The following is a 20,842-nucleotide window of genomic DNA, read 5'->3' on the forward strand; positions in this document are numbered from 1 at the left end:
ATGAATAAGATATATTTAGCAATCATTGCCTTGTTGGCGCTTACATCATGTGCCAATACTTACGAAATCAAGGGTACTTCCAATGTAAGCACTCTTGATGGACGTATGTTGTACCTGAAAATCTTGAAAGACAACAATTTCAAAAGCATCGATTCATGTGATGTATTGCATGGACAATTCCATTTCCAAGGTAATCTGGACTCGGTAAAGATGGGTAATATCTTTATGGACGATGAGCCAGTATTGCCACTCGTTTTAGAAAGTGGAGACATCACTGTGAAGCTGGACGACGCGCAGCAGATTGTAAGCGGTACACCACTCAATGATAAGCTATTTGGATTTTTCAAAAAATACCAGCAGTTGCAGAATCAGCAAAGAGAACTGGTTCACAAGCACGACCAAGCCATCATGAATGGTAGCGATATGAATGTGGTAACCCAAAAGCTCAATGCCGAAGCGATACAGCTCTCGGAGCAGGAAGATAAGCTGATTACAAATTTTGTGACGGAAAACTTTGACAACGTTCTTGGAGCTGGCGTCTTCTTCCTTGTTACCATGGGAAATCAATATCCGATGCTTTCGCCTTGGATTGAAGACATCATGAGCAAGGCTACCGAACGGTTCAAGAACGATCCTTATGTAAGGGATTACTATCAGAAGGCTCAGGAGAATCAGGCTATCATGAACGGTACTCACGAGATGTCGCCTTCACAGGCTATCTCTGAGATGAATCAGCAGCTGGAGGCTCCGCAGGTTAATCCCGACGCAGCTCCGGCTCCAACTCCTAATGAGTTGGCAACACCAACAATTCCAGAAAAAACAGAAAAGTAATGAAGATATTAATAGAAAACGGTACCATAGTCAATGAGGGACGCTCTTTTCAGGGCGGTCTCATTGTTGATGGTGACGTTATTGCAGAGATATTTGAAGGAAAGGCACCCCGTGGCACCTACGAACATGTAGTGGATGCTTCGGGGTGTTTTGTTTTGCCAGGAGTCATAGATGACCATGTCCATTTCCGTGAGCCTGGACTGACACGTAAGGCTGACATCGAGAGCGAATCGAAGGCTGCTGCATACGGTGGCGTGACTTCTTATCTGGAGATGCCGAATACCGTTCCGCAGACTACAGACCTGCAGGTATGGGCTGATAAACGTCAGCTGGGAGCAGAAAAAAGCCACGTTAACTATAGCTTCTTCTATGGAGCTACCAATGACAATGTGGAGAGTTTCTGTGGGCTGGACCGGCATCATGTGCCTGGTATCAAACTCTTTATGGGTTCCAGTACCGGAAATATGCTCGTAGATAAATACGAGTCGCTGGTAAGTGTATTCAAGAAGGCAAAGGAATTGGGGTTGCCGGTGATGACCCATTGCGAGGGTACGGATATCATCAATCGCAATATGGCTGAGGCCAAGGCCAAATACGGTGATGATCCAGCTGTAGAACATCATCCGGAGATACGCAGTGAGGAGGCTTGCTACCAGAGTACGGCTTTGGCTGTAAAACTGGCAAAAGAGAGTGGAGCACATCTCCATGTGGCTCATCTTACAACGGCTAAGGAACTGGAACTGCTTCAGCCTGAGGAGCATATAACAGGAGAGGCATGTGTGGCTCATCTCTACTTCTGTGATGCTGATTATGCCAGTAAGGGAACACTCATCAAGTGCAATCCGGCTATCAAGACCGCACAGGACCGTGCTGCATTACGACAGGCATTGAATGATGGAAAGATTGCTACTATTGGTACCGATCATGCTCCTCATGAATGGAAGGATAAGCAGGGTGGCTGTGCCAAGGCAGCTTCGGGAATGCCGATGGTTCAGTTCTCGCTGGTTACCATGCTGGAACTGGTAGACGAAGGTGTGCTCAGTATTGAGCGCCTGGTAGAACTGATGGCACATCAGCCTGCCCAGCTCTTCGAAATCGAGGGGCGTGGCTTCTTGCGCAAGGGATATAAGGCTGATATCGCCATCGTACGTCCCCATAGTCCATGGACTGTAACCAAGGATGAAATTCAGAGCAAGTGTAAATGGAGTCCGATGGAAGGCCATGAATACCAGTGGCGGGTAGAACAGACAATCTGTAACGGACATCTTATATATAATAAAGGTGTATTTGATGAAAATAGTCGTGGCGAAGAGCTTACATTCAGATTGTAGATGAAAAAGATTAGCTATGATATTTCAGAGGTAGTGCCGTATATTAACTGGCTGTATTTCTATCATGCCTGGGGATTGAGCGGAAAGAAGGAAGAGGTAAAACAGAAAATGCGTCAGGAGGCTGAGGAAATGCTCAGCTCGTGGGAGGGTAAATATCATACCCACGCACTTTTGAAAGTCCTGGATGCCTATAGCGAGGGTGACGACATCATCGTTGAGACAGGGAATTCTGATGAGTTGAATGGATGTGCTGATGCAGAAAAGAAGCAGGTCCGATTGCCGTTGCTCCGGCAGCAGCATCCATCTGCTCCAGGAGCTCCTAATCTCTGCCTGGCTGATTTCATCCGCCCTCGTAGTCTGCAGGTTTCGGGCGCTGAAACGAAGACGGAAAAGATGCTGCAGCAAGACATCGCAAGAAGATTAGGGGTGTTCTGCTGTACGGTAGATGCTTCTATCTTGGATGCTTATCGCAATCATGAATATCTGGGAATGATGGCACAGTTGCTTTGCGACCGGTTGGCTGAGGCTACGGCAGAACTGCTGCATGAGCAGACACGCAAGACTTATTGGGGATATGCACCTGATGAACATCTGACTCCCCAACAACTGCATCGTGAAGAATATCAGGGCATCCGTCCTGCTATCGGCTATCCAACGCTACCTGATACGAGCTTCAATTTCATCATCGACCAACTGCTAGATATGAAGCAAGTAGGTATACGACTGACGGAAACGGGTATGATGACACCCCATTCCAGTGTGTCGGGCTTGATGTTTGCACATCCCAAGGCTCAATACTTCGAATTGGGTAAGATAGGAGAGGACCAGTTATGCGACTATGCACATCGTAGAGGTGTACCTGTAGAGTTGATGAGAAGATTTCTGCAGTCGAGTTTACTGAAGTGATAGTTTTATGGGCATATGATTCATAGGATATTTGTCTTTAAACTATCTTCAGGCTTCTCCTGCATAATAGATAAAAAGATGTCTCACAAAATATAGTAAGAAAACAAAAATGGTAGCTAGAATATTAGTGCCCGTTATCATCCTGACCATTCTGCCATATTGGTGGATAGGGAAGCAATACCTCTTCTTGAATAGGAGGAAGGGCTGTCTAGGCAAGTCTTTTTGCCATTTATCCAGACGGTGGTTACGTCTTTTGTGGTGGTCGCCGGCAATGGGAGTCATCGGGTATAGCGGTTTTCTCGCTTTGGAGCGTAATTTCCTTCCCGACAACCCTGTACTGATTGATATCTGGTTTGGAGTGATGGCGATATTTGCTGTGCCCCAATTTGTCTTTGCCTTCTGCAGCTTTATCGGCTGGCTGTGCATGTGTATCGCTAAAAGTGGTAAGTTGGGCAGATTTGGATTCCGTCCCGGCAATCAAGGCAGAAACTGGGGGAAACTCGTAGGATTGGTACTGGCGGTGTGTGCGTTTTTCACGTTCATCTACGGCTTTACCTTGGGCTTTCCAAAGATGAAAGTAAAGCAGCTTACGGTGTATGTACCAGATTTGCCAAAGAAGTTTGATGGGTATCGTATCGTGCATTTCAGTGATATTCATCTTGGTTCGTACTACGGCTGGCGTCGGGGGTTGCCTCAGCGGGATGTAGACAGCATCAATGCTCAACATGCCGACCTGATATGCTTTACTGGCGATTTGCAGAATGTGCAACCTTCAGAACTGAAGCCTTATATCAAACTGATGCAGCGTCTGAAGGCTAAAGATGGTGTTCTGAGCGTATTGGGCAATCATGATTATACCTGGTATCTCAACATCGATGAGGATGACAAGGCTGAAATGGAAAAAATAGAGGCTGAAGTAAGACAGGCAGAAAAGAATATGGGCTGGCGACTGCTTAATAATGAGCATATCGTGATACACAGAGGCAACGACTCTATCTATGTGGCTGGTACCGAGAACTATGAAAAGCCTTACCGCTCTGATATTGGAAAGGCACTCTATGGTATCAAGCCTGGATCGTTTGTCATGATGTTGCAGCATATGCCGAAGCAGTGGAGCAAGACTTTGCCATCTGCCATTGCTGGAAACGATTCGGTGAAGGTGGCTCCGCAACTTACGCTCAGCGGTCATACTCATGCTGGACAGGTTTCGGTTTTGGGATTACGCCCTTCAATGTTTACCCCATTTGATTATGGGCTGTATGAGCGTGAGGGTTGCCAACTCTATACCACATCGGGCTTAGGCGGTACTGTTCCAATACGAGTGGGAGCTACAGCTGAAATTGCAGTCATCACGCTGCGCTGTAAATAAATGATTTCTTACCGTAGAATAAATAGCAGCATCTGCTAATCATAAAGTTCAAAATTCAAAGTTCAAAATTCAAAGTAAAATGAAGTACATATATCGATTATATCAATTGCTCATCTGTCTGCCGATACTTGTGGTAGCCAGTATTATAACCAGTTTGACAACCGTGATAGGCTGTATGTTGGGCAACGGACACTTCTGGGGCTATTATCCAGGAAAAATCTGGTCGCAGCTCTGGATACGTCTTCTCCTTCTGCCGGTAAAGGTAGAGGGTAAAGAGCATCTCAAGAAGAATCAGAGTTATGTGTTTGTAGCTAATCATCAGGGTGCATTCGACATATTCCTGATATATGGTTTCTTGGGGCGTAATTTCAAATGGATGATGAAGAAAGGCATCCGTAAGATTCCTTTGGTAGGTGTAGCTTGTGAATATGCTCACCATATCTTTGTTGATAAGAGCGGTCCATCCAAGATTCGTGCTTCTTACAATCGTGCCCGTGAGGTGCTCAAGGAAGGTATGTCGCTGGTGGTATTTCCTGAGGGTGCCCGTACCTTTACCGGTCACATGGGTGTATTCCGTCGTGGTGCCTTCATGCTTGCTGATGAGTTGCAGTTGCCTGTTTGCCCACTTACTATTAATGGTAGTTTTGATGTGAAGCCTCGAATGAAGGATATGTCGTGGGTATTCTGGCATCCTCTCCGTCTTACCATTCATGAGCCTATCGCTCCTATCGGTAAGGGCCCGGAGAATATCAAGAACCAGATGACCAAGAGCTATGATGTCATCATGGCGGGACTGGAAAAGGAATATCAGGGATTTGTGGAGAATCCCGACCAATAAGATAACTAACAATGAACATGATATGAAAAGTGATAGTATTGTAATTATTCCTACCTATAATGAGAAGGAAAATATAGAGAAAATCATCCGTGCCGTATTCGGCTTGGAGAAGAAGTTTGATATCCTGGTGATAGATGACGGAAGTCCTGATGGTACTGCTGCTATCGTTAAATCATTGATTGAAAATGAGTTTGGGGATAGCTTACATATCCTGGAAAGATCAGGTAAGCTGGGATTGGGCACAGCCTATATCATGGGCTTCAAATGGTCGTTGCAGCAGGGCTATGACTTTATTTTCGAAATGGATGCTGATTTCAGTCACGACCCTAACGACTTGCCTCGCCTTTATGCTGCAGCCCACGATGAGGGATATGATGTGGCTGTGGGTTCACGCTATGTATCGGGTGTGAATGTAGTAAACTGGCCTATCGGGCGTGTTCTAATGAGCTATTTTGCTTCTAAGTATGTGCGTATTGTTACAGGATTCAAAGTACATGATACTACAGCCGGATTCGTTTGCTATCGTCGTAAGGTGTTGGAAACGATAGATTTAGATAAAATCCGTTTTAAGGGCTATGCTTTCCAGATAGAGATGAAGTTTACTTCTCATAAGATTGGCTTCAAAATAAAGGAAGTGCCAGTAATCTTCGTCAATCGCCGTGAGGGCGTTAGCAAGATGAATGGCGGTATCTTTGGTGAGGCTTTCTTCGGAGTGATGCGACTCAGACTGGATGGCTGGTTCAAGAAATATCCAAAGAAGTAATGACTATTCAGGAAATAGAACAATTATATGGGCGTTCGCCACAGGCGAATACCTTTTTGAGTTTATTGGAAGAAAAGTCGGTTCGTTCGGTTTTTCTCCAGGGCTTATTGGGTTCGTCGGTCCCTATGTTTTTTGCTCCTTTGCAGGAAAAGATGGATCGAACCGTACTGTTTGTGCTCAATGATGCAGATGAAGCCGGATATTTTTATCACGATCTTACGCAGATGATGGGGCAGGAAAATGCGTTCTTCTTTCCATCCAGCTATCGCCGTGCCATCAAGTATGGACAGCGGGATGCAGCTAGTGAAATCCTGCGAACAGAAGTACTTGCCAGATTGTCATCGGAATCATCTTCTGCTTCTGGCGGTATTTATATCGTTTCTTATCCTGCAGCACTTGCGGAAATGGTAGTTGGTAAGCAGCAGCTTGATGATCGTATCCTTAGATTGCAGGTAGGGCAGCAGGTCTCGCTTACAGACGTGGTTCATACCTTGCGTGATTTCGAACTCGTAGAGACCGATTATGTCTATGAACCGGGTCAGTTTGCCGTTCGTGGTAGTATCCTCGATGTCTATTCGTACAGTTGCGAATATCCATTCCGTGTAGACTTCTTCGGAGATGAAATAGACACCATCCGTACGTTCGATGTTGAAAATCAGTTGTCTAAAGACAAGCGGGAGCGTATTGAGATTGTGCCGGAGTTGGCGAGTGTTCAGTCTGTGAAACAGTCTTTCCTCAGTTTCCTTCCTTCTGATGCTCTTGTGGTGATGAAGGATTATACTTTTGTGCATGACAGTATCGAAAAGATCTATGAGGATGGCTTCTCAGCCCAAATCATGCAGGAACGGCTAGAGGGAGCCAACGAGATGGAAGCTGAGAAAATCATGCATGAGATGAAGAAGGAATTCAATCTCGTAACTTCTCTGGAATTCCAGAAAGGAGTGGCTGAGCACCAAAGAGTAGTGTTATCCGGTAGTGCAGATTCTTCTATCAGCTTTCAGATTGCACCACAGCCGCTCTTTCATAAGAATTTTGAACTTTTGACCAAGACTTTGGAGGATTATCAGCTTCAGGGGTACACCTTATTTATATTAGCTGATAGCCAGAAACAGCAACAGCGACTCAAGGATATCTTCAGCAGTGAGGAACTGAAGCGTTACAACATCAGTTTTACATCTGTGGACAAGACTATCCACGAGGGGTTTATCGATCATGACAAGAAATGCTGTTTCTTTACCGATCATCAGATTTTCGACCGATTCCATAAGTATAACCTCCGTTCGGATAAGGCAAGGGCAGGAAAGATGGCACTTACCATGAAGGAACTGCAGGAAATGGAACCGGGGGATTTTATCGTGCATGTGGACTTTGGTATCGGTAAGTTTGGCGGACTGGTACGTGTTCCTACTGGCAATAGTTATCAGGAAGTAATCCGCATTATCTATAAGAATAATGATAAGGTGGATGTCTCAATCCATTCGCTTTATAAGATAAGCAAGTATCGTAGAAGTGATACGGGTGAACCGCCTCGTCTGTCTACGCTGGGTACTGGTGCCTGGGACAGACTGAAGGAAAAGGCAAAGAAGAAGATTAAGGATATAGCCCGAGATCTGATAAAGCTCTATGCGCAGCGCAGGAGAGAAAAGGGCTTTGCCTATAGTGCCGACAGTTATCTACAGCATGAATTGGAAGCGTCTTTCCTTTATGAGGATACCCCCGATCAGGGAAAGGCTACAGCTGAGGTGAAGAAAGACATGGAGAGTGGCAGACCTATGGATCGTCTGGTTTGTGGCGATGTTGGCTTCGGAAAGACGGAGGTTGCCATACGAGCAGCTTTTAAGGCGGCTTGCGACAGTAAGCAGGTGGCTGTACTGGTGCCTACCACCGTGTTGGCTTATCAGCATTACCAAACCTTTAAAAGTCGATTGGAAGGTCTTCCGGTACGTGTAGATTACCTCTCTCGTGCCCGTTCTGCCAAGGATACCAGACTGATTATCGAAGATTTGAAGGCTGGCAAGATAGATATTCTTGTAGGAACCCATAAATTGATATCCAAAACGGTGAAATGGCACGACTTGGGTCTGCTGATCATTGACGAAGAGCAGAAGTTTGGTGTTTCAACCAAAGAAAAGCTGCGTCAGCTCAAGGTGAATGTTGATACGTTGACCATGAGTGCTACTCCAATACCTCGTACCTTGCAGTTCTCGCTGATGGGAGCGCGTGATATGAGTATCATGCGTACACCGCCACCTAACCGTTATCCTATCCATACCGAGTTGATTACTTTTAACCGTGAGGCGATTATTGATGCAGTCAACTTTGAAATGAGCCGTAATGGACAGGTATATTTCGTTTGCAATCGTATATTCAAGTTGGAGGAACTGAAACTCTTCCTGGAGAAACATATTCCAGATTGTCGTGTGGTCATCGGCCATGGTCAGATGGCACCAGAGCAATTGGAGAAAGTTATAATGGGATTCATCAATTATGATTATGACGTATTGCTTTCTACTACTATTGTAGAAAACGGAATAGATGTGGGTAATGCCAATACTATCATCATAGAAGATGCTCATAAGTTCGGACTGAGTGATTTGCATCAGATGCGTGGACGTGTAGGACGTAGCAATAAAAAGGCATTTTGCTATCTTATTGCTCCTCCAAAGAGTGCGCTTACTCCAGAGGCACGTCGCAGACTGGAGGCGCTGGAAACTTTCAGTGAGCTGGGAAGTGGTTTTAATCTGGCTATGCAGGATCTGGATATTCGTGGTGCAGGTAATCTGTTGGGTTCGGAACAGAGTGGATTTATGGAAGATCTGGGTTATGAAACCTATCAGAAGATTCTTTCGCAGGCTGTAACAGAATTGAAGAACGAAGAGTTCTCTGACCTCTATCAGCAGGAAATGGAGGCTGGTGAGCAATTTACTGGAGATGATTTTGTAGACGACTGTGCGATAGAAAGTGATTTGGAGACCTATTTCCCTGATACCTATGTACCGGGCAGCAGCGAACGTATGCTTCTGTATCGTGAGTTAGATCATCTGCAGAGTGATGATGAGTTGAAGGCTTACCGACAGCGTTTGATAGACCGCTTTGGTCCGGTTCCGAAAGAAGGCGAAGAATTGATGCATGTTGTAACTCTTCGTCGTCTTGGAAAGCGTTTGGGAGCAGAGAAGATAATGCTCAAGACAGGAAGTATGCAGATGCAATTTGTGAGCAATGTTAACAGTCCTTTTTATAAGAGCCAAATGTTCTCTCGTGTGATTAATTATGTTACAACCCATGTTCGGGAGTGCGCATTGAAGGAGAAAAATAACAAGCGTTATCTGCGCATTAAGGATGTAACAAGCGTAGAACAAGCTGTAGAGCTATTGCGGAAAATATCATCCTTGGAATTGAAATAAGGAAAAAACTCATATACCTCGTTACCTTGGATGGTATATAAAATGAAAAAACAATGAAAGATTAGATACCCCTATCTGCTTTCATTGTTTTCTTTATGTATAAGTAAAAGATGATGAATGGCGTTTCACAACGCCTGTTTGTTTTAACTGTTGCAAAGATAGTAATTTATCTTAATACATAGGGGTAATATTTGATTTTATAGGAGTAAAAAATGTTTTATTGTTATATTTTGAATAGAATTTATTGCTTTTCTTGATATATTGCCGTCATTTTAAGATAAAAATAGGAAATAGAAGAGAAAAAGATGAGTAATTTTTTTCTTAATTGAAATATTATTTGTACTTTTGTCGTGGAATAATAGATAATGTTTCATTTGGAAAGCAAAATCTTTTCTGGAAAAACAAAATGAAAGCGAATTTTCTAATAATTTAAACATAATATTATGAGACAGAAAAAGTATTTACTGCAAGAGCAGGATATTCCTACTCAGTGGTACAACATTCAGGCAGACATGCCTAACAAGCCATTGCCACCATTGAATCCACAGACTCACAAGCCGCTCAATGCTGACGACTTGTCTCACATCTTTAATAAGGAGTGTTCTAAGCAGGAGCTAGATGTAGAGCATGCTTGGATTGATATTCCAGAAGACGTAAGAGAGAAGTATACTTATTATCGCTCAACTCCTTTGGTGAGAGCTTATGCTCTTGAAGAGGCCTTGGGTACTCCGGCTCACATCTACTTCAAGAACGAGAGTACTAACCCATTGGGCTCTCACAAAATCAATTCTGCCATACCACAGTGCTATTATTGCAAGCAAGAGGGTGATTCTAATGTTACCACAGAGACCGGTGCTGGTCAGTGGGGCGCTGCTCTTTCGTATGCTGCTAAATTATACGGACTGGAGGCTGCTGTATATCAGGTTAAGATTACTATGCAGCAGAAGCCTTATCGCTCCAGCATCATGCGTACCTTCGGAGCCACTGTAGAGGGTTCTCCTTCCATGAGTACTCGTGCGGGTAAGAACATTATTACTCGCGATCCTCATCATCCTGGTTCTCTCGGTACTGCTATCAGTGAGGCTGTAGAGTTGGCTACAACAACTCCGGGATGTAAGTATACTTTGGGTTCTGTACTCAATCATGTGGCTCTTCATCAGACTGTAATTGGTCTTGAAGCAGAGAAGCAGATGCAGATGGCTGGTGAGTATCCTGATACCATTATTGCTTGTTTCGGTGGTGGTAGCAACTTTGGTGGTCTTGCCTTCCCATTCATGCGCCATAACTTGAGCGGTGAGAAGCATACTGAGTTTATCGCTGCAGAGCCAGATAGCTGTCCTAAGTTGACCCGCGGTAAGTTTGAGTACGACTTTGGTGATGAGGCAGGTTATACTCCATTGTTGCCAATGTACACTTTGGGACATGACTTCAAGCCTGCCAATATCCATGCTGGTGGTCTTCGTTATCATGGTGCAGGTATGATAATCTCACAGCTTATCAAGGATGGTTATATGCACGGTGTAGATATCCCTCAGTTGGAGTCGTTCAAGGCTGGTATGCTCTTTGCACGTACCGAGGGTATTATCCCTGCTCCTGAAAGTTGTCATGCTATTGCAGCTACTGTACGTGAGGCCATGAAGGCAAAGGAAGAAGGTAAGGAGAAGGTTATTCTCTTCTGTCTCTCTGGTCATGGTCTTATTGATATGCCTTCATACGAGAGCTATCTCAATGGTGATTTGCAGGATTATAGGGTAAGTGATGAGGAAATCAATAAGTTCCTTTCTACAGTGCCAAAGGTGGATTAATGAATGGATTGTTATTTTGGAATTAATGGATTCCATCATATAAATACAACAAAGAGGGTGCAACATAATTTTATGATGCACCCTCTTGTTTTGGGTATATTATTGATATGTTTTTGGAAACGACAGTATACATCCTTGAGATATTTAGTATCTCTAGCCGCACAACAGCTGTTGTGCATGCGGTGCTCAACTGTTGTTTAAGCTTTGAGCCATTCCTCAATAGCTTTGGCAATTACGTCAAAACTTGTTGTAGGTTCAAAACGTGCTACTACCTGTCCCTTCTTGTTGATAAGGAACTTGGTAAAGTTCCACTTGATGTCGGCACTCTCCTTGTAGTTAGGATCAGCTTCACTTAACATTTTGTCGAGTACAGGATAAAGAGGATGTGATTCATCCCAGCCAGCAAAACCCTTTACTTCCTTGAGGAATTTGAAGAGAGGAGCAGCATCATCACCATTCACTTTTATCTTCTTATATCTTTGAAATTCTGTACCGTATGTAAGTTTACAGAATTGATGGATGCTTTCATCGGTTCCCGGTGCTTGCTGACCAAACTGGTTGCAAGGGAAATCGAGAATTTCGAAACCTTGTGAGTGATATGTTTCATAGAGCTTTTCTAATTCCTCATACTGAGGTGTAAACCCACACTTGGTGGCTGTGTTGACGATGAGTAATACCTCGTTAGCGTACTCTTTGAGGGAAACATCTTTTCCCTTTCTGTCCTTGACAGAGAATTCGTAAACAGTTCTCATTTTTTTTTATATTTTATGTATCAAATTTGCTTGTAATACGATTTGTATTTACGTTACGAGTGCAAAGATACTATTTTTCTTTTAGACAGAATAATAAGTTTACATAATTTATCTAAAATGTTGGGGAATATGCTGGAAGATTGTTGAATAGAGAGAGATTCTCTTGGAAAAAGAGAAAAAAAAGTCCGGGAATTTCACAATCCCCGGAATACTTCCAACTTTCTTCCACTCTAAAATTTGTAGTCGAAGAAAGTTTTGATTAATCTATCATTTAACTTTTCTAAGAACTTGCTGCAAAGGTAATACTTTTTCTTGAAATTATATCATTTTTTTCTCACTTTTTTCTTTTAATAAGTTTAAAAAATGCAAAATATCGAAGAAAAGTATGTTTTTGTTGTCTTTTTACACCCTACGCAGTACTTCTTTATTGTCTTTTCACACGTATCCTCATACTTTTCTTGTTCGTTCCCGATATTCAGTTGGAACCACGCCCATTTCTTTCTTGAATACTTTCGAGAAGTATTTTGGATCGCTGAAGCCCAGATTGAATGCTATGGCTGTGAGTGTATCATCTGTATCTCGTAATAATTCTGATGCTTTCATAATGCGGATATGGCGCACAAAGTCTACAGGAGTCATGCCTACAGACGTTTTGATGCGGTTATAGAGAACGCTGCGACTCATGCCCATGGCATCTGCGATGTCGTCAATCTTCATTTCTGGTGAACTGATATTATCTAATACATAGTTTAGAATATTCTCAATCAGTGCATCATTGATTTGTACCGACATGAATGCCTTGTCTCTTTCCTTTACTTCTTCCGCATTGACTGGAGCTGTAGCCTGTTCCTTGTTTGCCGATGTAGGAAGAATGCGTAGGGCAGCAATAGCGTCTTGGTCGCCTGCGGCTTTCAGTCTCTGCAAAATGTCGGTTTGGATGGCACGACGCTTGTTGAGAACCGCCTCAATGCGGCCTAGCAGATAATTGACAGAGAATGGTTTGGTGAGATAACCATCAATACCTTCCTCAAATCCCTTCAGCTGGTCTTCTGCACTGGCTTTTGCTGATAGCACCACAATAGGTATGTTTTTGAGTGCTAAGTCTTGCTTCAGATGATGTATCATCGTGATACCGTCCATTACTGGCATGGTTACGTCGGTCAGGATGAAGTCTGGAGTATTCTTTCGTGCAACTACCAAACCTGCCTTGCCATTTTCGGCAAGTAATACATTATAAGAATCGTTCAATATTGTATAAAGGTACTTGCGAAGGTCATTGTTGTCTTCTACCACCAGGATGGTTATTTCCTTCTGCATGTCTCCTTTTTCTATCTGATGCTCTTCTATACGATTTTCTTCTATCTGCTGTTCTTTCTGTTTTTCTTCAAGATAGCGCAGTACGTTCTGGTCATCAATCTGACCTTCTAACAATTCGTTTTCCTGCTCATCGTTAGGATTTACCTCATCGAATCCGCCATTGACGTAGAAATTGCTGTTGTTGTCAAATTTCAGCATCTTGTTGATCATTTCCAGCATTTCCTTTGCATTGCGTTCTACTATCTGCAGCAGTTCGCGGCTCTGCTTGGTAAGACCGGGCTCATTGGCAAGTACTTGAGATACTGGGCCTCCGATGAGCGTAAGAGGGGTGCGGAGACGGTGAGAGGCATCGCTGAAAAATTCATTTTTCATCACACTGATGTCATGGCTCAAATTCTCACGTTGACGCTGGTTGTATGTATAGAAAATAGCACCGACAATAGCCATGAGAATAAGCATAAGTGCAATTCTTCCCCAGATACTTTCCCAGAAAGTAGGACGTACCTCAATAGGTAGTTCTGCAATGTATTTACTCCAGATACCATGCGAGTTGGTCGCCTTTACCTTGAGGATGTATTTGCCGTGTCTGATATGGTTGAAACCGATGATGTTGCTGCTTCCATTGCTAATCCATTCGCCTTCTGGGGTGAATCCATCCAGGCGATATAGATATTTGGTCTGGTATTTGCGGGTATAGTCTAATGAAGCAAAACTGATAGTCAGGTTTCGCTTGTTGGCTGGGATTACTACCTTTTCGCTGTGCAGGATTGGATACTGTTCTGGTTCTCCATTATAGTGGAGTGTCGTAAAGATGATACGTGGCTGATAGGTGCTCTTCTTCAATGTTCCTGGATTGAAGGTAAGTGCACCCATTGGAGTTCCTACTGTGATGTTGTTGGTTGCAGGGTCATGATAAGGGCGTGCCTCGGTAAACGACATATTGTAGTCGAAGTCGTTGGGACCGAATGCAGCTATCTGCCCGGTTTTTGCATCAAACTTATCAATACTGGATTCTCTTATTACCCAAATATAGCCTTGGTTATCTTCTATCATACTTTGAACCAGTCCCTCGTTGAGGGAATAATTCTTCATATAAGATACCTTGAGGTTGTCTTGCAGCAGATTAGTGCTTTTTATCTGTTCGAAAGCACCACCAAGCTCACAGATGAATATCTTTCCGCTAGAGTGCTCTAACATGAAGTTTACGTCATTGGCCTCAAGGCTGGTTGAATCGTTTTCTATAAAAGTCGTCTTATAGTATTTTATCTTTCTTGGGTCCTTGAAGTTGTCGCTGAAGGTAACAAGACCATCTGTAGTTCCTACTAATATGACACCATCATTGGTACAGGTGATACGGCGTGTCTTATGGAAGAGATGCTTATCCCAAGCGAGACCGTTCTTGAAGCTTGTAAAGTGGATGCTGTTGTCTTCCTGAATGTTTGCAAGAGCGATTCCACCACCGTATGTCGCTATCCAAATGCGGCCCTGACGGTCTGACTTCACATCGTAGATATTATTGCTTGGAAGTGAAGCCGGATTGTTCGGATCGCTGAGGAAATGGTAATATTTGCCTCCTGTGAGCAGGTAGAGTCCATCGCCATGAGTACCAATCCAAAGACGGTTGTTGTTATCTGTGAACAGGCAATAGATACCCGCAGGCGAGAAGGGAACCTGCTCGCTAGTAATGTTGCCGCTTGGGGTAAAATATCCTAATTTGTTATGATGTACATCGGCCACCATGATGCAGCCGTTCTTGTGACCATATAGCTGGTTACCGTTGGCTAAGGCTGTAATGGCATGAACCTCCGACTCTCCTTTGTTTAGTTTGTTGAGGGTATATTGATGGTTCTTGAAGTCAATCAATGTGAGGTCATGAATTCCTGTTATCCAAAGTACTGCCTGGTCTGTGATACTGAATTTCTCAATCATAGGGATTCGGTAATTGCCTGATGAGTTACTGCGCAGCAGGTATGGCACAAGTTGTCCTGTCTTGCGGTCGTAATAACTGAAGGTACCTTGGTTAGGTACCACCCATACAGTATGATTCTCATCCTGAGTGATGAAGAGTTTCGAGCTGGATGTGCGGTCTACAGGATCCGGTTGGTCTGCGAAAAGCCATCGCTTCTCGGATGTTTTAGGATTAACAATAGTTACACCCATGCCGTTAGTGAACGTCCAAACCGTTCCATAATCATCTACATATAGTTTCTTCACTTCTGCTAGAGGCTGTGAAGGACTTTGTATATTGATGATTTCTGATTTGAAAGTTCTCGGATTATAGATGACTACGCCAAGATTGGTGGCAAGAAGAAGCTGATAACCCGTATTCTTTAATTCGTTGATGTGGGTTATACCTTCAGGAAGGGGAACATTGGTAGCTCGATTTTTTTCATCTACAACGATAACCTTTCCGTTCTCTGTAGCCAGGAAGACATATTCTCCTACTTCTCTAATCCACTTATAAGGTACGTTAGTACTGAATTTCTTGCCATAGATGGTTGTACCCTTATCTGTAAGGATCCACTCTCTGTGTTTCTTGTCGCCATAGATAAAATAAACTTTACCGCTTTTCAATCCTTTTTGACCTACATGTATCAATTCAAAATCGAGTACATCTGTATCTTTGGTGCGTAGCAGATAATCGGCATTGGCGGATGTAACCCAGGTGTTCCCTCCATTAATATCATAGATATTGTCTGCCCTGAAATCAACCTTGAATTTCTCATTAATCTGATTGCTGGTTTTTAAAAACTGGCAGAGATGGGTGTCATAGAGATAAAGTTTGTGGTCTTGGGTTATACACCATACGTTGTTTGCTGCAGTTGGCTGTATGTTCAATATGCGGTTGGTTGACAGAACGCTTACACCGTCTGGTTCATCGCGGAAAGTATGGAAGCTATATCCGTCATAATAAGACAAGCCGTTCCATGTGGCAAACCACATCAGCTTGTCTTTTCCTTGTTTTATGTCAGAAATAGTATTTGCTGCAAGTCCGTCAGCTATGGAAAACTTTCGGATGTCACAATAGGGGGTAGCTATGGCTGTGACAGCCGAAAGCAGTCCCAGGAGTGTTATATATAGATGTTTTTTTATCATAATTATTTGTCTTGTTGGCATGTATTTTTATTAATTAATTCGACACAAAGATAACAAAAATAATTGTAAATTGGAAGAAAAATGGTGGATTTTTTGTTGAGATAGGGAAATTTTCCTTTATCATAGGGAAATTCCCCTAAAAACTTCCCTTTTTCCTTTTGAATGGTGTAAAAAATGCTTTATCTTTGCACCAAGTTCTACAGAAGGTGTCTTTTTGATAGATTGATACTTAGTAGCAAAATTGTTTGTTGAATTTTTAAAAGAAGAAAGGATATAAGACGATGAAAAAGATGAAGAAACTTTTGATGTTGATGGCAGTAGCTGTCACTTCATTCACTTTTACTGCTTGTGACGATGATCCATGGGATGATTCTTGGCATGATGATTATTACTGGTATGATGACTATAATCATGGTGGCTGGGGATGGGACCAGGAGGACTGGAACCAAGGTTCGCAGGGGTCGTCAGACAGAGACTTGCTTAAGGAGGCTCATACTTTGGTAGGTGATTGGTATGGAAATGTCCAGCTTTCGGAGTTGGCATCCGATGGTAATTCTCGAAATAACTACCAGTTTGAAGCCAATATGATATTCTATCAGGACAAGAATAACCGCAACTCGCTTAGTGGAAGCGGCATAGAGATAGATTATGCTACAGACGGAAGTAATGACCAACAGACCTTGAAGTTCTCTTGGTATATTGATAATAATGGAGATATTTACATCAAGTATGCTTCTGGTGCTACTTATGTCATGGATGCCAACGCCAGCCAATACGGTTTCCATTTGGGAGCAGAGCAAGGTAAGAGATATGATACATTCTTTGGTTATATGATAGGTACCGGTATGGCGAAGGGCGATATCATATATATTGATTTGGAACGTAACTCTTCGAATGGTGCTAGGGTTTCCAGAAGCAGTACTTCTACAGGTTCTTCATTTGGTAAGGGAACCGGTCGTACTCCAATTAAGGGAACTGTCAAGGGGTTGCCGAAGAGATAGAAAATGAAGCTTGTTTTTAGTGCTATATATACAACTTTCTCTTGAAAGTTCATTCGTTATTAAAAAGAAACCGCTCCCTCAGTATTCTCGCTGAAGGAGCGGTTTTATTAGTTTATGGATGTAAGGACAAGCCCCATCTGGTATCTTTTCCTTTAATACTTCTTTACTTCTTAATCATCTTCTTGCCGTTCTTGATTACAATACCCTTGTAAGCTGCGTTAACCTTCTGACCTGCAAGGTTGTAAGCCGGAGCATTGTCCGCTGTTGTTACTGTGATGTTAGAAATGCCGGTAGGATTTGATTTCTTTGAGATAAGAATGTTGTTAGCATCAACTTCATATGTTGTGTTAAACAATTTGAGTTTACCGTAAACAACAACTTCGTCACCCACTTTGATATCGTCGATAGATTCAAACTTTGCACCTTCGAAAGAAAGACCTCCGTATACCATCAGTTCATTTTCTTCCTTCCCATCATCTGAAATGTAGTATGAAAGACTTCCGTAAGTTTCGTTCAAAGTTTCACTTGCTTTGCTGACGATACCTTTTACGTAAACCTTCTCACTCAAGCCTTTACCTGCTTCGATAAGTTCCTTTGCCTTAGCAACGGTATAAGCGGTTTCTGGAGTATTTGTGATGTCTACGATAGTAGGAGCATCTCCAACTTTGTAATATTCAACTTTGGAAACCTGTACTAAACCGTTAGAAGAGCCGCTTGCGCAATCGAATACTATCTTGTAGTAATTGTTTGCTGAAGCCTTTGTTGGTTTGAAAATCATGTCTCCATCTGTCAATTCAGGAGCAGAGATTTCTTCTGTGACATTTTTAAACTCAGCATCTGTAGCTACTTTTAGTGTAATGGAATTAACTTTGTCTTTTGTTAATTTGTCGATTGTTATGAGAACGTTGCTGATAGGCTTGTCAATAGCTGGAGATGTAATGGCTGCTACTGAGGCATTGCCCTTTCTTCCGCATCTAATATACTTCCAGTTGTTCCATTTGTTTGTGTTGAAATTCTCGATGGTCCATGAATCTGTCCCGATAGTTGCAACCCAAGTTTTTGTGTATGCAGAAATCTCTTTACCTGCTGTACCTTCATCTGGGAAAGTCAAAACTTTGTAAGGTTCTGCTGCAAATGTAATGCTTGCTACGAAAGCAAAGATTACTGATAATGAATAGCGTAGTAACTTTTTCATAAGCTAAAAATAATTTAAGTTGTTAATAATAAGTTTTTTCATGTTACCATGATTATGTTGCAAAGATACAAAAAATAATTAGATGTCTTGTTAAGATAGTGTTAAATTGTTGAGCTTGTGGCTATTTTGGCAGATTTTAACGAGAAAAAGATGGAAAAATCAGGCGGCGGTGGATAGAAAGCTACTTTCAAAAACACTCTTCACTCTTCACAAATACACTGTAAACGGCTATTGTACAGTAGTTTAGGTGTGTGAAGAGTGGTAGCCTGCTCTTCACCACTCTTCACCACTTTTCACCCCTCATCTACAGTATCTTATGCTGGTGGAAATTTTGAGTACGTGTGAAGAGTTGTGAAGAGTTGTGAAGAGTGGACTACCACTCTTCACCTCTCGCAACCCCTGTGTTTATCGGGGTTTCAGGCTAATCTGTGAAGAGTGAAGAGTAAAAACGAAAGTAAGGTTTTGCACGAGCTAAACCACGCTTCCTGCAGCCGGAAAGCATATTCCGAATGGCGATGGTAGACCTCCCGAAATTTTTCTCCCGATGCATCACTTTGCGCCCGGCAATGGCAAAAAGTTGCCCCAGTAGAGGGCAATATTGTGCCATAGTCAGGCAAAAAGTGGAATGAGCCTCTTTTCTTGCCCTTACTTAAATCCCCAGATATTCTTTATAGCTTGTACGTCTATTTCTTCAACCTGCTTCTCTATGTCATCAGGCAAATTGCAGAAGAAATCGATGCCAGTTTGCTTCTCCAGGGTTTTGATGTTGACTACATAATTGCCTAACTTGTCGTTCTTGGAATCGAATGCCTTGTTTTCATGTTTAAACCAATAACCGAAGGCACTATAGCCGTAACTCTGAGTTTTTGTATTGAATTCTTTTTTCAGTACTGCAACGAAGAAATATTTTGGCACTGGGATGTAGCCTTTTGTTGCGTTGTTGGCCGTTAAATTCTTATAAATATACTCTATGATATTCTCTGGATTATCGACAGTGCCTCCTTTAACGATGAAAAGTGTATCGCTGTCAATCTTTGGAGCCAGTCTCTGGAGTTCTTTCTCCATATTGTACCATGTACCCTTCTGGTTGAAATCGCTATACTGAGGATGCATGTTTGTCAGAAAGTCAGTCTGTCTTTCCTGGGTACTATTTAATCTTCTATCAGCTGATGGACAGATGTGCCCGTGATCGTATCTTCCGTTGTTCTTGTATGGATCAGATGTGAAATCTACAACTCCATATAAAGTCTTTAAATCTGTATCTGACGGATAATCATCTTTAGGCCTACCAACTATATTTTGGCTATTAGTTGTATTTAATGTATAGCAGCTCCATCTTTGGCTTTTCAAGTTATCGTCCCATTCTGTAGAATAGTTGAGCATGCCTGTGGTATTATCCATGTGCACGATAGCATAGCTGGAGCCATTGTTTTTGAGTTTTGGGAACTCCAGACCGTTGATGGCGTTCTTCACCACGATAGGCATGTTGATTGTGGCCACATTCTTGTTGGCATTATTCTTGTCTGTAGAACCGCCAGAATTATCACCCCCAGTATTTCCTCCACCGTTATTCTCTTTATCAGGGAAGTTAAACTGCAGGGAGTCGTCTGTACCGCATGCCGAGAATGTCATTGCAGCGATAAGCGAGAGAATAAGTAACTTGGTATGTTTCATTTCTCGTAATTGTTTTAAGTTATAGATTACTTTCAGAATAATAGTAGGAGATTACTTTCTAGTAAATAAGAAGTTAAAAAGTGATTTCCTAAATGTATAAGAAGAGAAAAAGTGCATTCCTACGTATATGCAACTACGTTGGAACGCACTTTGTATCTTTCGATAATAATATATCCTTATGAAAAAGGTATATATATTACTTCTTCAACTTACCGTAACGGTTCATGAAGCGGTCTACGCGACCAGCTGTATCAACGAGCTTGCTCTTACCTGTATAGAATGGGTGAGAAGTGCTAGAGATTTCAATCTTTACAACTGGATAAGTTTCGCCCTCGAATTCTACTGTGTCGTTTGTCTTGCATGTAGACTGTGAGAGGAACATATCGCCATTAGACATATCCTTAAATACTACAGGACGATAGTTCTCTGGATGAATACCTTTTTTCATTTTTTCTTTTTTATTTTTATTGGGTTATTAAAAATAGACGTCATGGGGATGCTTTCGCATCATTTCGTGTCCCTCATCGGGGCATGCCCATTATAGCCTGTTGACAATTTCA

The 20,842-nt window shown here is 42.5% G+C and carries 14 protein-coding genes; 9 read left to right on the forward strand and 5 right to left on the reverse strand.

Annotated elements, in window-relative coordinates:
- From ACTQ53_RS00270 to ACTQ53_RS00305, 8 genes are all read left to right on the forward strand, one after another.
- Positions 1-831: a DUF4369 domain-containing protein gene (locus ACTQ53_RS00270; protein ID WP_295346126.1), complete on the forward strand. Its 831-nt coding sequence runs from the start codon at positions 1-3 to the stop codon at positions 829-831.
- On the forward strand, positions 831-2,162 hold the full coding sequence (locus ACTQ53_RS00275; protein WP_295346128.1) for a dihydroorotase: 1,332 nt from the start codon (positions 831-833) through the stop codon (positions 2,160-2,162). The genes ACTQ53_RS00270 and ACTQ53_RS00275 overlap by 1 nt, the downstream gene beginning before the upstream one ends.
- Positions 2,163-3,068 (forward strand): vitamin B12 dependent-methionine synthase activation domain-containing protein, encoded by a 906-nt coding sequence (locus ACTQ53_RS00280; protein WP_441931611.1) that lies wholly within the window; start codon positions 2,163-2,165, stop codon positions 3,066-3,068.
- 109 nt (positions 3,069-3,177) lie between these two features.
- Positions 3,178-4,437 carry a metallophosphoesterase gene (locus ACTQ53_RS00285; RefSeq protein ID WP_441931613.1) on the forward strand — a complete coding sequence of 420 codons (1,260 nt, stop codon included), beginning with the start codon at positions 3,178-3,180 and terminating at the stop codon, positions 4,435-4,437.
- A gap of 79 nt (positions 4,438-4,516) precedes the next feature.
- A complete protein-coding gene (locus ACTQ53_RS00290; protein ID WP_294971094.1) occupies positions 4,517-5,275 on the forward strand; it encodes a lysophospholipid acyltransferase family protein in 759 nt (252 codons plus the stop codon).
- Positions 5,276-5,297: 22 nt separating this feature from the next.
- Entirely contained in the window at positions 5,298-6,038 is a 741-nt protein-coding gene (locus ACTQ53_RS00295) for a polyprenol monophosphomannose synthase (protein WP_441931614.1), read from the forward strand.
- On the forward strand, positions 6,038-9,442 hold the full coding sequence (gene mfd / locus ACTQ53_RS00300) for a transcription-repair coupling factor (RefSeq protein ID WP_295346133.1): 3,405 nt from the start codon (positions 6,038-6,040) through the stop codon (positions 9,440-9,442). Before ACTQ53_RS00295 ends, mfd begins: the two co-directional genes overlap by 1 nt.
- Positions 9,443-9,885: 443 nt before the next feature.
- On the forward strand, positions 9,886-11,247 hold the full coding sequence (locus ACTQ53_RS00305) for a TrpB-like pyridoxal phosphate-dependent enzyme (protein WP_294971102.1): 1,362 nt from the start codon (positions 9,886-9,888) through the stop codon (positions 11,245-11,247).
- Between the two features lie 197 nt (positions 11,248-11,444).
- Here the strand turns inward: ACTQ53_RS00305 and ACTQ53_RS00310 are convergent, their stop codons facing one another.
- Together ACTQ53_RS00310 and ACTQ53_RS00315 are read right to left on the reverse strand one after the other, a co-directional pair.
- Positions 11,445-11,999, reverse strand: a complete 555-nt coding sequence (locus tag ACTQ53_RS00310; RefSeq protein WP_153123368.1) for a glutathione peroxidase — start codon at positions 11,997-11,999, stop codon at positions 11,445-11,447.
- Between the two features lie 447 nt (positions 12,000-12,446).
- Positions 12,447-16,412, reverse strand: a complete 3,966-nt coding sequence (locus ACTQ53_RS00315) for a response regulator (RefSeq protein WP_441931615.1) — start codon at positions 16,410-16,412, stop codon at positions 12,447-12,449.
- A gap of 281 nt (positions 16,413-16,693) precedes the next feature.
- Between ACTQ53_RS00315 and ACTQ53_RS00320 the strand changes: the two genes are divergently transcribed.
- Positions 16,694-17,413, forward strand: coding sequence for a hypothetical protein (locus ACTQ53_RS00320; RefSeq protein ID WP_441931616.1), 720 nt, complete (start codon positions 16,694-16,696; stop codon positions 17,411-17,413).
- A gap of 163 nt (positions 17,414-17,576) precedes the next feature.
- On the opposite strand, the gene ACTQ53_RS00325 is transcribed toward ACTQ53_RS00320, so the two are convergent.
- The 3 genes from ACTQ53_RS00325 to ACTQ53_RS00335 all read right to left on the reverse strand — a co-directional run bounded on the left by ACTQ53_RS00325 (position 17,577) and on the right by ACTQ53_RS00335 (position 20,730).
- A complete protein-coding gene (locus ACTQ53_RS00325) occupies positions 17,577-18,608 on the reverse strand; it encodes a hypothetical protein (protein WP_441931617.1) in 1,032 nt (343 codons plus the stop codon).
- A gap of 645 nt (positions 18,609-19,253) precedes the next feature.
- Positions 19,254-20,282 carry a DNA/RNA non-specific endonuclease gene (locus ACTQ53_RS00330; protein WP_441931618.1) on the reverse strand — a complete coding sequence of 343 codons (1,029 nt, stop codon included), beginning with the start codon at positions 20,280-20,282 and terminating at the stop codon, positions 19,254-19,256.
- 196 nt (positions 20,283-20,478) lie between these two features.
- The gene (locus ACTQ53_RS00335; RefSeq protein ID WP_006847266.1) at positions 20,479-20,730 is read right to left on the reverse strand and encodes a type B 50S ribosomal protein L31; all 252 of its coding nucleotides are present in this window, start codon (positions 20,728-20,730) and stop codon (positions 20,479-20,481) included.
- Positions 20,731-20,842: the final 112 nt, after the last annotated feature.

It is taken from the genome of Prevotella sp. Sow4_E9_plate (genome assembly GCF_052116205.1).
GTDB lineage: Bacteria > Bacteroidota > Bacteroidia > Bacteroidales > Bacteroidaceae > Prevotella.